This window comes from Aestuariivivens sp. NBU2969, from assembly GCF_019931125.1.
Classification (GTDB): Bacteria; Bacteroidota; Bacteroidia; order Flavobacteriales; family Flavobacteriaceae; genus Aestuariivivens; species Aestuariivivens marinum.
On record NZ_JAIOUU010000012.1, the window covers coordinates 44464 to 58853 of the forward strand.

A 14390-nucleotide genomic window follows, 5' to 3' on the forward strand; every position below is an offset into this window, starting at 1 on the left:
TATCACCAAATACTTATCAAAGATTGTAAAGGAAAAAAGAAAATTTTAATACCCTTAAAAAGACGGATTAATTAGTTAAAAATTTATCCATATAAAAATCCAAAACTTTTGTTTTAAAAACAAAATCATATTTCGCATTTATTAATGACGATTGGGCATTTATATATTGTACCCGTGATTGTTCTAAGTCGTATGCTGACATATTACCCAAATCGAAACGCTCTTTAGCATTATTAAACGCCAACTCTTGTGACGCTAAAGTCTTTTTAGCAGCTTCATAGGCCTTAAAAGCAGCTTGGGCATCAGTATAGGCTCGCTGAACATTCGATTCAAGATTAATTTTTGCTTGCTCTAAATTAAGCTTACTGTTCTCTTCCTGAATTTTAGATTTAGCTACTGCCGTCTGGTTTTGGTATCTTGAAAAAATTGGAATATTTAATCTTAAATTAAAGCTATGTCCTTTATTTTCATTAAGCTGTTGAAAAAAAGAATTGGAATTTGTTAAATTAGAAAAATTTGCACCCGTATTAAACCCATAGCCCAAACTTACAGTTGGGTAGTACCCCGCTTTTGAAATTTCGGTATTTAATTGGGCATTTTCAATATTCTTTTCTGCAACTTTAATTTCAACCCTATTTGCTAAAGCATAATCCAATATGGGAGACACATTGCTATATAACAAACTTTCAGAAGGGGTTCCAACATCAACTAACTCTACATTAAAACCTTCATAGGGTAATTGCAATAATTGCGATAAGTTCAATAAAGCCAAATTAAAATTGTTTTCAGATATGGTAACTTGCTGGGCATCTCTACTTAACGTTGCTTCAGCATCATAGATGTTAGCTTTAGGCTGTACCCCCGCATCAACCAATGCCTTGACCTGTTCTAGTTGCTTGTCACTAAACTCGTATTGTGTCTGGGCGGTTTCTAAATTTTCTTTATTAAACAATACATTCAAGTAGGCATTTACAACATTTAAGGCAATATCATCTTTTATTCTATCAAGCTCTAATTGATTGGTTTCCAAATTCAACTGTGCTTGTTTATATATATAAGTGTTTCTAAAACCGTTAAAAACACTTTGGGAAATACTTAGACCTGCACTGGTTGAATGAAATGTTCTATCGACAAAGTTACCTGGAAATAATTCGGATTGTCCAAGACTTAAGGATTGGCTTAAACCAATCCCTAACGATGGTAAAAAATTACCTTGCGCTGCTTTTATGTCTTGATTATTTAACAACAAGTTGTTTTTGCCCTGTTTTACCGTAATGTTATGTTCTAAAGCATAATCGATACACTCTTGTAATGTCCATGCTTTATCTTGAGAAAAACCAACCGCAGTAATAAAAAATACACAGGATTGAACATAAAGAATTACATATTTAATTTTATTTTTTAGGTCCATATATTTCCTAATTACCACTTGTAACTTGATTCCAAATTTTAATTTCATCACCATCATTCAGTCCATCTTTAATCTCAACATTAATACCATCGGACAACCCCAGCTCTACATTTTGTCTTTTGAAAGTAGCATCAGCCTGTTTAATCTCAACAAAAGGCATTTCAGTAATTCTGTCAAACTGAACAAGTGATTCCTTTATGCTAAAAACACTGTCTTTACTTTCTATATCAATTTCTGCATTCGCACTATAACCGGCTCTAATATTAGCTTTTACATCTACCTCAACATCTGCTTTAATAGTAAACTGAACAGCTCCGGCAGCATCTGAAATGCCTTTTGGAGCAATAAATATTAGTTGTCCCGGGAATGCTTTTTCATCTAAAGCTCCTATAACAATCTTCATAGGTTCTCCTTCTTTTAATTTACCAACCTCTGACTCATCAACAGTCCCTTCAAAAATCATATTACTCATATTTGCAACAGTTGCTATAGTAGTACCTTCATTAAAATTATTGCTTTGAATAACTTGATCTCCAACACGAACTGGGATTTCCAATACTGTCCCTGTTATTTGAGCTACTATACTAGTATTAGCTGAATTACCTCCAGATATAGAACCTTTTTTTATAATTTGATAATCGTTTTGAGCTTGGATAAGTGATTCTCTTGCTTGTTCAAAAGAAAGTTCACTATTTTCAAAATCCTGCTTCGAAATAACCCCTTTGTTATAAAGTACTTTGTTTCTTTTATAAATTGTATTAGCGTTATCAAATGATAGTCTAGCAGAATTGAATCGGCTATTTGCACTGTTTAAAGATTGCTCATTTGGAACAATCCTAATTTTAGCAATTAAATCGCCCTTAGCTACCAAATCTCCTTCCTCTACAAAGATAGCGTCAACAATTCCAGAAATTTGTGGTTTTAACTCTATTTCTTTTTCTGGGTTTAAACTTCCTGTTGCTACTATTTTAGTACTAATTGATGTGTAAAATGGTTGATCTGTTTTAAACATTTCAGGAGCTCTAGCATTAGCTTTGTAAAAATATAGAAGCACCCAAAAAAACAGTAGAGCCATTACAACAACAAAAACAATCTTTAATTTTTTATTCATAGTATAATAATTTATTCTTCTCTCAACGCATCTATAGGCTTAACATTAGTAGCTTTAGTAGCAGGAATCAACCCAATTAAAGTGCCTAATACTGTAATAATTATTAATGCAAGTAGCACCATACCATTCGATACAGATGGATTTCGCATAAAAGCGTCTTCGCCTTGTGCTGCAAGTTTGTTTACCAACATTAAAATCAAACCACCGCTTATAATCCCTAAAACTCCGGAAATTAATGAAATTGACACAGACTCCACAATAATTTGTCTCTTTATAAGGTATGGTGTTGCCCCTAAAGCCCTCCTAACTCCAATTTCCTTAGTCCGTTCTTTAACCGATATAAGTAAAATACCACCAATAGCAAAAACACCCGCAATTAAAGTAGCGATGCCTACAAACCAAGTTAAGAACTGCATCCCTATTAAAAAACCAGTTAGTTGTTCAAATCTATCACCGAGGTTAAATCCATTTAATGCTCTATTATCATCTGGATGAATACCGTGTATGTTTTTCAATAACAACTTAATATCGGCATCTATTTGATTTATTTCAAAACTTGGATTACCGGTTATCATCATTAAATCAACATCATTACCACGGTTATACAATTGCTGAGCAGTTGTAAAGGGTATATCAAAATCTATTTGTGGCCCACCAAAATTTACCGCTTCAAAAACACCTATTACCTTAAAGCTTACTTTTTCAGATTTTACCATTTTCCCTATGGGGTTTTCGCCTTTCTCAAATAACTGCTTATAAAAATCATCTGATATAACAATTACCTTTTTTTGTTCATCAACATCTTGTTGATTGATATTTCTACCCCATACCAAATCCTTCTTTGCTAAAATATCCAATAAAGGAAATTCACCTCTACCCGTAAAATTAGACGTCAATGTATTTCTGCTTAAGGTCATTTGTACTTGGATACTAGGTACAACATACTCTACTCCACTAATATTCTCCTTAATTCTTTCTACATCGTTAAGATTTAATTTAATACGCCTACCTTCTTGATACCCCTTGAAAGGTATTGATGTTCTTCCACTAAAAATGAATAGACTGTTTGTTGCATAATTTTTAAACCTTGCATTAAAATTGTTTTCTATTCCTTTTGCAGACCCTAATAAGGCTATTAACAATAATATACCCCACCAAACACCAACCATAGTTAAAATAGACCTTAGTTTATTTTTACTAAGACTGTCAATAACTTCTTGCCAAGTATCTTTTTCTAATAAAAATTTAACCATTTCTTAAAGCTATAATTGGCTTTATTTTTGAGGCTTTTTTTGCGGGTAAAAAACCAGCTATGGTCCCAGCAAAAATTAAGACTATAGTAGCCGAGAATACAATTGATAAGTTCACACCCGGATCTGTTATAAAATAGCGTTCTAAACTTGACCCTATAGCTTGCAAAGCACCTACACCTATAAGCAATCCTATATACCCTGTAAATGTTGTTATTACAATAGACTCTAATAATATTATTAACACAATGGATTTAGGAGAAGCTCCCAGAGCTTTCCGAATTCCTATTTCCTTTGTACGTTCTTTTACTATAAAAATCATGATATTACTAATCCCCAAAATACCTGCTATTAAAGTCCCAAAACCAATTATTGGAATTAGAATTCCTAAACTAGATGAAATATTATCAAGCCTTTTTTTTTCAGTGAGTATTCTATTCCCTGTCCTTAAAGCTCTCTGATCGTTTGGGGCTATGTTATATTTATTTTTTAATTTAAGTGTTATCTTGTCTACTAGCACAAGAGCTTGATCTACAGTTAACTTTGGATTATAGGTTATTACTATTCTATCCAGTTTTTTATTGCCTGTATAAAGCTTTTGTATGGTTGTAGTTGGAGCATAAACCACACGCTCTTGACTATCCCCTCCATTATCGGAAAAAACTCCTACAACTTTGTACTGTACCCCCTCTAAATCTATGTATTTTGAAACTGCTGATTCCCTTTCAAATAAATCATCTTCGACCAACCTACCAATGACCAAGATTTTATCTTTATTGTTGTAATCTTTTAAATTAATAAACCTTCCATCTATAATTTCAGCCTTTTCACTATATTGATAGTCTGGACCAACTCCCATAACAGTAAAATCCCCTTTTTTCTTAGCATTCCTTAAATTATAATTTCTAGTAAGCGTACCAGAAATATATTCAATTTGACTACCAAACTCTGACTTTATAAAATCCAAATCCTCATTATTAAGAAATATTCGTCTACCAATTTGAAGGCCTCTATAGGGTTTAGAAGTTGTTCCCGTATATAAAGTTATTGCGTTATCAGCCGTTCTAAGAAATAGTTTTTTAAACGTATTTTCCAAACCGTTAGCAATACCAAAAAGAATAGTAAAAAGCATTATAGCAAAAACTACAGTAAATCCCGTGAGAATTGCTCTAGTTTTATTTTTATTAATACTCTGAAATATTTCTCGCCAAATATCTAAATCAAACATTTTTTTTTGCTCTTACTTGGTCTATTTTAGAGTCTTCCATAATGACACCATCACGTAAACGCACAATACGTTTGCACATATGAGCAATGTCATCTTCATGTGTAACCATCAAAATGGTCTTTCCTTCATCATTTAATTGTTGTATAAACTCCATAATTTCATATGACGTATTCATGTCTAAGGCTCCTGTAGGTTCATCTGCCAATAACAATTTAGGGTTTGCCGCCAAAGCTCTAGCTATAGCAACACGTTGGTTTTGACCACCGGAAAGTTCTTTTGGTAAATGGTGAGCCCAATCTACTAACCCAACCTTTTCTAAATGAAACATGGCTAATTCCTGACGATCCTTACGCTTCATACCTTGATAATACAATGGTAAAGCCACATTCTCTAACGCATTTTTATAATTAATAAGGTTAAACGATTGGAAAATGAATCCTAAAAATTTATTTCTATAAAGTGCCGCCTTTTTCTCTGTAAGATTTTTAATTAGTAGCCCATCAAGGATGTATTCTCCAGAATCAGCCTGATCTAACATCCCTATAATATTAAGCAATGTAGATTTCCCTGAACCGGATGACCCCATGATAGCTACCATTTCACCCTGTTTAACTGAAAGATTAATACCTTTTAATACATGTAAACTAGAGTCTCCTATAGGATAGGACTTGTGAAGTTCTTTTATTTCTAACATTGTATCATTGATTGGTTTATCAAGTTCTATACCCTAATTAATTAGACTAATAGCACAAAGAAAAGTGACAAAAATTGTTCCGAAAAGTTTTTGTTACTTTTTTAACGTATTATATTTCCTATAAATTAAATAAGCTACACCTCCAACAAGTATATAGGGAATGAGCATTAAGTATACAATACCATCGTTTATACCTTGCGAAACACCCTTACCTTCTTCACTTTCCAATACGGCACGGCACATGGCACATTGTGCACTACTATCTATAAATAAAAAACAGGAAACAAGAAATAAGGTTAGCTTAGCTTTCACTTTTCAAAATAGAGTTTCATCAATAATAAGGAACAATCATGACATAGACAATAACTCCTGTTACAGCAACATATAACCATAACGGAAAAGTTATTCTGGCTATTTTTTTATGCCTTTCAAAATTTTTAGTTATAGCTCTTATATAAGTAATCAACACAAAAGGAATTACCGCAACAGACAATAGAATATGTGTTAGTAATATAATTAAATAAACATATCTAAAAACTCCTATTTTACTTTTTTCGTAATCATTTAATGTTCCATCATGATTTAAGTCTCCAAAAACTGTAGAATCGCTAGTCATATGATGCAGAACATACATGACCAAAAATATAACCGAGCACCATATGGCTGTAGTCATTAAATTTTCGTGCAATACAATTTTCTTCTTTTTTATGGCTATAAATGCCATAACTAAAATTAAAGCTGTAAAACCATTTATGACAGCATAGATTGGTGGTAAAAAAATTGGTAATTCTATATCAACTTTAATTCTAAAAAGTGAGGCTACTACAATTGGAATAATAATGGAAAGCACAACAATCCACTTATTATATTTTTTTTCTTTTGATATGTCTTGTTTTTCCATTTTATAAAATTCTTCCATCTACTCCTAGGATCCAAATGACATATTATTCATTCAACAGTTTTTTTATGTCTTCTTTCAGTAAACTTATTTCTTCTTTTTCACCATCGTCACCTACCTTTTCACGCTCCGAAACAACACCTTTATAATATATAATGGGGTTTCCATATTCATCCTTTCTAGAACGTATATAGCCTTTTTGATCAATAAGAGCAAAATTACCTGAATGTTCGAAGCCACCTAAAACATCTTCATTTTCGGCTGCATAGATGTAAAAGCCCTCGTTAGCCAATTTATATATAGCTTCCTTTTCTCCAGTTAAGAAATGCCAATTGGGATTGATTATACCATAACGCTCGGCATAAGCCTTTAGAACATCTGGAGTATCGTGCTTAGGGTTTATGGTAAACGATGCCACTCCAAAGTTTTCAAATTCTTTAAAAGCATTTTGAATTTGCACTAAATTGGCATTCATACGAGGACAAATGGTTGGGCACGTCGTAAAAAAAAATTCAATAACATAAACCTTACCTAAGTAATCCTTATTGGTAATAATCTTGCCATTTTGGTTGGTAAAGCTAAAATTTGGAACCTGACGCTTTATGCCATTGTTTTCTATAAAAGCTAACGGTTCTGCCTTAGTTTTTCTTTCACTTGCAGAATCACTTCGACTTTCGGTTCTGATAATATCACCATTTGAAATCCTATCAACTATTTTAGGTATAAAAAGAATTCCAAAAACCAAAATAATAAAAGCGATACCTATATATGAATAATTTGTTTTTTTTTCCATAATTAATTCTCCTTTTCTTTTAAATCGTTTGCTCTTCGGGTATCGGTATTAAATTTACCTTTACGTTTTTGACGGTATTCTGTAAATAGAATACGTAAATCTTCAGCTGCCAATTTATTTTTTAATTCAGCTATTTCAGTACAACTGTAATAATCCAACTCTCGAATTGGTAGACCTTTTGCTTTTTCCCTATCCTCCCTATCATCCAGTCTTCCTCTTTGATTTAGGTCGGAGTCAACTATAAAAACGTTGTTGGTACTTAAATCATCTTTCAATTTAAAATCAGATTTCAAGCTGTGAAACGTATTAAGTATATCACTATCGTCTAAATGAACAAAATGCCAAAACCTTAAATCTTCATATGAGGCAATTTCCTTAAATAATTTATCTGTTTCTTTTTCAGTGCCCTTGGAAACTAAAATAACAACTTGAAATTTTTTGAACCCTTTAAATTTATCATAAATAACCTCTTTTAGATTAAGTGCTTCAACCGATTTGTCTTTAGGCGATTTACCAAAAAACCCAAGCACAGTTAAATGACCCTCTAATTTTGTGTCTAATTTATTAATTGAAGATATCTCCTCTACATTGGAATTCACAATATCCAATGTCTCAAAATTTTCTTTTGAAAGGGACATGACAAGCACAAAGAATACTGGCAATAAAAACAAAATGCCTAAGGTTATATTTCTTTTTAATTGCTCTTTATTCATTTGGCAAAAATAAAAAAAGGCGGTTTAAAAACCGCCTTATATTGTATAATTAACGCTATAGTTTATTCTAAAAATCTCTTTTTACATAACCACTATCATAAACATCAAAAACGTAGCCGCCTTCTTGCAATAAAATAAAGATTAAGTATAAAATTAGGAAGATGGCGGTCCATACAACCATACGTCTAAGTGCTTTTGTTTCATCGCGCATGTGCATGAAGTCCCAAGTAATGTAGTATGCCTTAACAATAGTTAAAATAATGAATATCCAGTTAAGTAATTTCATACCTAAAACTTTGCCCATTAAACTTTCAGGTTTGTATATCCCCAATACTACTTCAACTGCTGTTACAATAGAGAGTAATATCAATACACCCCATATTTTTTGGGTATTGCTCTTAAACTTTATTAAACCTCTTAATATTGCTAAATTATGTCCGTGTGCCATTTTAAATCTTTCTTATTATAATTATACTAGGTAGAAGAATGTAAATACAAATACCCATACTAAATCTACAAAGTGCCAATATAATCCAACCTTCTCTACCATTTCATAACTCTTACGTCTTTCGTAAGTTCCCAAAATCACATTAAAGAAAATAATGATATTAATAATAACTCCTGAAAATACATGAAATCCATGGAAACCGGTTATAAAGAAAAAGAAATCTGCAAATAAAGGTGAACCATACTCATTAACATGAAGATTAGCTCCTTCAACTACCAGCTTACCATTATCTTTTAATTGTTTAAGTGACTCTGCTCTTGATAATATTGTTTTCTCGCCATGCTCATCTAGTAATTGAGTCCTTACCAATACATTGTCATTAGCTTCTAGTCCCGCAACTACTTCTTCAACAGTATAACTTGGCAAAGAACCCTCTGAAACAAACCACAACCCACTTTTACGCTCATGCTGTATTCTTTCTGAATGTCCGTCAGAAATTGCAAAATCCCTTAACGCTACACGATGCCCTTCAGCGTCTACGAATTGTAATATATTACCTCCTTTTGTTTGAACTGCTCCATAATCACCCTTTATAAATGTTGCCCATTCCCAAGCTTGGGATCCAACAAAAATTAACCCCCCAATAATAGTCAAAAACATATAAAGGGTCACTTTTGCTTTGTTTAAATGATGACCAGCATCTACGGCCAACACCATAGTTACCGACGACATGATAAGGATAAAGGTCATAAATGCCACATATATCATTGGCAATTCCTGGCCATGTAAAAATGGTACGTGGGTAAATACTTCATCAGCGATTGGCCACGCATCTATAAATTTAAATCTTGAAAAACCATAGGCTGCTAAAAACCCCGAAAAAGTTAGTGCATCAGAAACGATGAAAAACCACATCATCATTTTACCATAACTAGCCTTTAGAGGTTCATTTCCTCCACCCCATGTCTTACCTTCTGTTCCAGTATTTACAACTGTAGTACTCATATATTAATGGTTGTTATTTAAAAAGTTGCACAAAAATAATCATTTTATTCATCTAAAGAAATATAAAAACAAAAAGAGTAAAACCCATAACACATCCAAAAAGTGCCAAAAAGTAGCAGCAAGTTCAAACCCAAGTAAATTAGCAGGAGTGTACTTTTGTTTAAAATGATTATAAATTACCACCAGCAAACATATTAGCCCCACAACCACATGCAAAATATGCATAAAAGCAATGACAAAAATAAAGGTCATGGTAATATTACTAGTTGGTCCAGTAAAATGAAAGCCTCTTCCTATGATTTCACCAAATCCTTGAAACTGATTATAAACAAACCCTAAGCCCAAAGCCAATGTTAGCATCAATAAAAACATGGTTTGTGATCTATTGTCTTTTTTTAGCGCTCTTTTAGCTAAAATAAACGTAACACTACTCACTATTATAATAAATAGACTAACCATAAATGCGTTTGGCAGTTCAAAATCGTGCAACCAATCTGGCCGGGACTTACTTACAATATAGGCGCTTGTCCAACCTGCAAAGGTCATTACTAGTGAAATAATCCCAAACCAAAGCATCATTTTTTTAGCCCTACTATTTTTTTCTTCTTGTGTTCCTTGAGTTAAATCCATTTTAGTTTATAAATTTATCAATGACATATACTATTTGCACCAGGGAAATATAAGACACGCTTACTAACATAAGTTGTTTAGCCGCTCTTTCGGTCATTACATTAAACAAACGAACAGCATAATACAGCATCCATAATCCTAAAAGCAAGACAATGATAGCAGCCAGTATTGAAAGCTGTAACTTTCCAGTAAATCCAAAAACAGGTATTACAGAAACCAATATGGTCCAAATGGTATACATTATGGTTTGTACTGCAGTGCCTTTATCTTGTTTTCCTGTTGGCAACATGAAAAAACCTGCCTTTTCATAATCTGTGTACAAAAACCATCCTATAGCCCAAAAATGGGGGAATTGCCAAAAAAACTGGAGTGCAAATAACGTTCCGGGTTCTATACCAAAATCGTTAGTAGCAGCTACCCAACCTAACATAAATGGTATAGCGCCAGGGATGGCCCCTACAAAAACAGCAATAGATGTTTTAGTTTTTAATGGCGTATAAATACAAGTGTATAAAAATATAGATATAGCGCCGAACATGGCAGTTTGTTTATTAATAGTATAAAGAATGACAACACCTAAAACCGTAAAAATTGAGGCAATAATAAATGCTGTTTTTACTGACATTCTACCTGCTGGAATGGGTCTGTTCTTAGTGCGGTTCATTAATGCATCTAAATCCTTTTCTATAATTTGATTAAATGCATTGGAAGCTCCTACCATAAAATACCCACCAAAAGCTAATAAAACCAAGGTTTTAAAATCTACGATATCGGCTCCTAACAAATATCCAGCCAAAGAAGAAAAGACCACACTCAAAGCCAGTCGCATTTTTGTGATTTCCTTAAAATCTGAAATTACCGAATGTGTTGTTAACAAAGATCTTGTATTACTCAATGTACTTATTGTTCCTTCTTATTAATTAGCGAGTGCAAAGATACTCTATTACAGTATTTTGAGCAATCCTTTTTTAATTGTAATTTGTAATACTTTAATTCACTACATTATAAAACCTTTTTAAGCAAGATTTCCCTCAATATGAAACCTATAAATACATTATTTACACTGTTTTTGTCGTCCTTTCCTGTAATTGCCTGTGCCCAAAACGACAAGTTTGTTATTAAAACCATCCCTTTATCGGATCATATTTATATGCTAGAAGGTCAAGGTGGCAACATTGGTATTTCTGCTGGTGACGATGGTGTTTTAATGGTTGATAGTCAATTTGCTCGATTAACACCTCAGATATTTGAAGCTATTAAAGCCATAAGTGACAAACCTATTAAATTCTTGGCAAATACCCATCATCATGGAGATCATACTGGGGGAAACTCCAATGTTGCCAAACAAAAAACCACTATAATAGCGCATAATAATGTTAGAACTCGCCTTATAGAAAACAACACTATTGAATCCCTTCCTGTAATTACCTATAGTGACAAACTCAATATTTATATTAATGGAGAACAGGTTGCTCTTATGCATTTTGACAATGCCCATACCGATGGCGATAGCATGCTGTATTTTACCGAAAGTAATGTATTGCATACCGGTGATATTTTCTTTACAGAACGTTACCCTTTTATTGATTTAAATTCAGGAGGAAGTGTAAATGGTTATATTGATGCCGTAAAAAAAGCCTTGATTCTTATTGATGATGACACCAAAATCATCCCCGGACATGGTAAGCCCTCAAACAAAAAAGATTATCAGCTGTTTTTAAATATGCTGGAAGATTTAATGGCTAAGGTATTGGCCGAAATCAATAATGGTAAATCTGAAGAAGAAGTTGCCAATAACACATCCATAACAAAAAAATATGACGATTTAGGATATAGTTGGAATTTTATTTCTTCTGAAAAAATAAGAAGAACGTTTTATAAGAGTTTAAAAAACTAAGTCCCGCTAGGTTTTAAAATATTGACAGATCCTTAGTTTCAAAATGTAAAAAACACTAATGTGCTTATAACCTTTCAACCGTCCTTAACTTAACTGCTTATTAAAAATTAAAAATCAAAATACCAATTAAACAGATCGGTTCTTAATCCTAAATTAAACCAAACGGTATCACTTTTTAAAGTTGAATTAGTAATCGCATCAGGATTAAAATTTCTAACCGTAATATCTGCAAATAATTTTAAGTTGGTGGAAGGGTTAATTAAATAGCCTGCTTGTATATTCCCATAAAAGGTTTTCGTGTTTATTCCCTGCCCCACTTTTATTCCTGTATCAGAAGGCCTGTCATTGTAATTTCTATAAATATCGCCCCCATAACTAAAATTATTAGTTCCCTCATTATAATCCAAACCGCGCTTGCCAAAAATAAATTTAGCGTCTGCAAACCAGCGATTATAATTATAATGCCCTATAAGTACCCATTCACTAAAATTAGCTCCCCATAAATGAGCCATAGACTGGTTATTATGGCCATAATTCAATATTATGGTGTTATGTGAATAGGTATATGGCCTAATACGATTGTATTCCAATTGCATCATTAAGTTATCCACCTTAAAGGCATTGTAATATTTAATACCCAATTGATAACCATATTTGTTTTTCCAACTTTTTTCTCTTGCTTTAATGTCATTTAATGAAAATTCATCCAAAATAAACTGACCATACATATTTACATTGTCATTAAACTTAAATTTTGCAGAAGCACCTAAAATGGCATTTCCAGCTCCTTGACCCGTTTCAAACTCTATAGCACGGTAAAAAATAACCGGATTTAAATAGTTAACATCAAAACCCCTTTCGTTAGTATTACTCCATACAACTGATTCAAAAAATCCTAAATTTAAGCGTTTTGAAACATTCCAACTTAAATAGTGGGTAGCCATATACTTAGTTAAAAATGCGCCATCTTCAGTCACTTCGGGCCTTACGTCCTTTAACCACATCCAAGTATTAGTATATTTTATTTTCCAGAATTTAGTATTCAATTTCAAAAATGGTCTAGGACTAGCTACATCACTGAGCAATAACGAGCGGTAGCCGTCACCAATAAAATTTTTGCCATGTCCAAACTGGATATTGATAAACTTTGCTGGTGTATAGGACAAATACGCTTCAGCAACTGGGTAATCATAAGAATCGGTTTTGAATCGCTTTGCGATACCTCGACCTGGAATAATGGCTGGATCGGGACCAAAAGCCTTTAAACTTTCGGCATAGTTATTTACATATTGTGCAAAACGGCCTTGACTTTCAAACACCGAAGTATAAAAATTAATTTTTTCCCAAAAACCCCCTTGTATTAATATTCCTCTAGTATTATTATATGTAGAGCTAAAGTCAGCCTCCGTATCTTTTCCAACTTGTAAATCGAAAATAGGGTCTATGGTAAACCAATAATCCTTTCCTTGTAGTTGCACCAAATGTTCATTCCAAAGTTTTCTACCTCCCCAATTACTGGCTTCCTTTACTAGTTTGTGTTTTTCAGAATTAAAATCGTAATACTTAGAAACCTCATCGAACAAAAAAGGTTTAGAAGCGGTGTGACTGTTAGTGCCAACTAGATTTAAGTTTCTATCGAACTGTGCATAATAACTGTGTGTAAAGGGCACATTCAACTGACTCGAAGACCGTTTATTTTTATAAGGCACAAGATTAGACGACACACTATCATATTCTGCCTTAACAATCTGTGCCCGCTTTGAAATTTCGCTTTTCGAAATATCTGTACCGCCACCACTTTCACTTTGATTGACCAAAGGAATTTTAATGGCCATAGCGTATTGCTTATAAGTAGGTCGCCCATTATAGGTTGCCGGTTTTATTTTAGGTAATATTGAGAATACCCTTTTAGTTTCAGCCTTCAAAACATCATACATTGCTTCGGCATAAATAACTTTAAAAACGCCTGTGCTATCCACTTCGAATAGTACTGAAATTTCGCCTTTATATTTTTCATCTATAACTTGTTGGGGTACTTTAAAATTATTGTATATGTATATGTATATATGGTTGTTAAAGCAAGTCTGCAGGTCCTCTACGCCAACGCCTTCACAACTAGGAAACACTGGAGGTTTTTCATTAGACTGTAAGGTCTGTGCATAAATACTATATTGCAGTGAAAGTAATAGTAGCACAACATATCTCTTCATGGTAACTCGATAAACTTTAATTCTATGCCGAAAGATACTATATTTTTAACAATGGACGTTAAAACAAAAAACCGTTATCTTTATTTTGATAACGGTTTTTTA

Annotated in this window: 15 protein-coding genes; 1 reads left to right on the forward strand and 14 read right to left on the reverse strand. The window is 33.0% G+C overall.

Annotated elements, in window-relative coordinates:
• Positions 1-67: 67 nt before the first annotated feature.
• From K7G79_RS09885 to cyoE, 13 genes are all read right to left on the reverse strand, one after another.
• Positions 68-1411 (reverse strand): TolC family protein, encoded by a 1344-nt coding sequence (locus tag K7G79_RS09885; protein ID WP_223551417.1) that lies wholly within the window; start codon positions 1409-1411, stop codon positions 68-70.
• Between the two features lie 7 nt (positions 1412-1418).
• Positions 1419-2522, reverse strand: a complete 1104-nt coding sequence (locus K7G79_RS09890) for an efflux RND transporter periplasmic adaptor subunit (RefSeq protein ID WP_223551418.1) — start codon at positions 2520-2522, stop codon at positions 1419-1421.
• A gap of 11 nt (positions 2523-2533) precedes the next feature.
• Positions 2534-3775, reverse strand: a complete 1242-nt coding sequence (locus K7G79_RS09895; RefSeq protein ID WP_223551419.1) for an ABC transporter permease — start codon at positions 3773-3775, stop codon at positions 2534-2536.
• A complete protein-coding gene (locus K7G79_RS09900; RefSeq protein ID WP_223551420.1) occupies positions 3768-5000 on the reverse strand; it encodes an ABC transporter permease in 1233 nt (410 codons plus the stop codon). Before K7G79_RS09900 ends, K7G79_RS09895 begins: the two co-directional genes overlap by 8 nt.
• On the reverse strand, positions 4993-5694 hold the full coding sequence (locus K7G79_RS09905) for an ABC transporter ATP-binding protein (RefSeq protein ID WP_223551421.1): 702 nt from the start codon (positions 5692-5694) through the stop codon (positions 4993-4995). The genes K7G79_RS09900 and K7G79_RS09905 overlap by 8 nt, the downstream gene beginning before the upstream one ends.
• Positions 5695-5787: 93 nt before the next feature.
• The gene (locus K7G79_RS09910; RefSeq protein ID WP_223551422.1) at positions 5788-6006 is read right to left on the reverse strand and encodes a hypothetical protein; all 219 of its coding nucleotides are present in this window, start codon (positions 6004-6006) and stop codon (positions 5788-5790) included.
• Positions 6007-6025: 19 nt separating this feature from the next.
• Positions 6026-6595 carry a DUF420 domain-containing protein gene (locus K7G79_RS09915; RefSeq protein ID WP_223551423.1) on the reverse strand — a complete coding sequence of 190 codons (570 nt, stop codon included), beginning with the start codon at positions 6593-6595 and terminating at the stop codon, positions 6026-6028.
• A 43-nt stretch (positions 6596-6638) separates the two neighbouring features.
• Positions 6639-7385 carry an SCO family protein gene (locus K7G79_RS09920; protein ID WP_223551424.1) on the reverse strand — a complete coding sequence of 249 codons (747 nt, stop codon included), beginning with the start codon at positions 7383-7385 and terminating at the stop codon, positions 6639-6641.
• A 2-nt stretch (positions 7386-7387) separates the two neighbouring features.
• Entirely contained in the window at positions 7388-8098 is a 711-nt protein-coding gene (locus K7G79_RS09925; RefSeq protein ID WP_223551425.1) for a hypothetical protein, read from the reverse strand.
• 67 nt (positions 8099-8165) lie between these two features.
• Positions 8166-8546, reverse strand: a complete 381-nt coding sequence (locus K7G79_RS09930; protein WP_223551426.1) for a cytochrome C oxidase subunit IV family protein — start codon at positions 8544-8546, stop codon at positions 8166-8168.
• A 21-nt stretch (positions 8547-8567) separates the two neighbouring features.
• Entirely contained in the window at positions 8568-9551 is a 984-nt protein-coding gene (locus K7G79_RS09935; RefSeq protein ID WP_223551427.1) for a cytochrome c oxidase subunit 3, read from the reverse strand.
• A gap of 48 nt (positions 9552-9599) precedes the next feature.
• Entirely contained in the window at positions 9600-10181 is a 582-nt protein-coding gene (locus K7G79_RS09940) for a cytochrome c oxidase subunit 3 (RefSeq protein ID WP_223551428.1), read from the reverse strand.
• Position 10182: 1 nt separating this feature from the next.
• Positions 10183-11076 carry a heme o synthase gene (gene cyoE / locus K7G79_RS09945; RefSeq protein WP_223551429.1) on the reverse strand — a complete coding sequence of 298 codons (894 nt, stop codon included), beginning with the start codon at positions 11074-11076 and terminating at the stop codon, positions 10183-10185.
• Positions 11077-11217: 141 nt separating this feature from the next.
• Between cyoE and K7G79_RS09950 the strand changes: the two genes are divergently transcribed.
• Positions 11218-12078 carry an MBL fold metallo-hydrolase gene (locus K7G79_RS09950; protein WP_223551430.1) on the forward strand — a complete coding sequence of 287 codons (861 nt, stop codon included), beginning with the start codon at positions 11218-11220 and terminating at the stop codon, positions 12076-12078.
• 107 nt (positions 12079-12185) lie between these two features.
• Here K7G79_RS09950 and K7G79_RS09955 read toward each other — a convergent pair whose 3' ends face one another.
• On the reverse strand, positions 12186-14288 hold the full coding sequence (locus K7G79_RS09955; protein ID WP_223551431.1) for a gliding motility protein RemB: 2103 nt from the start codon (positions 14286-14288) through the stop codon (positions 12186-12188).
• Between the last annotated feature and the right edge of the window lie 102 nt (positions 14289-14390).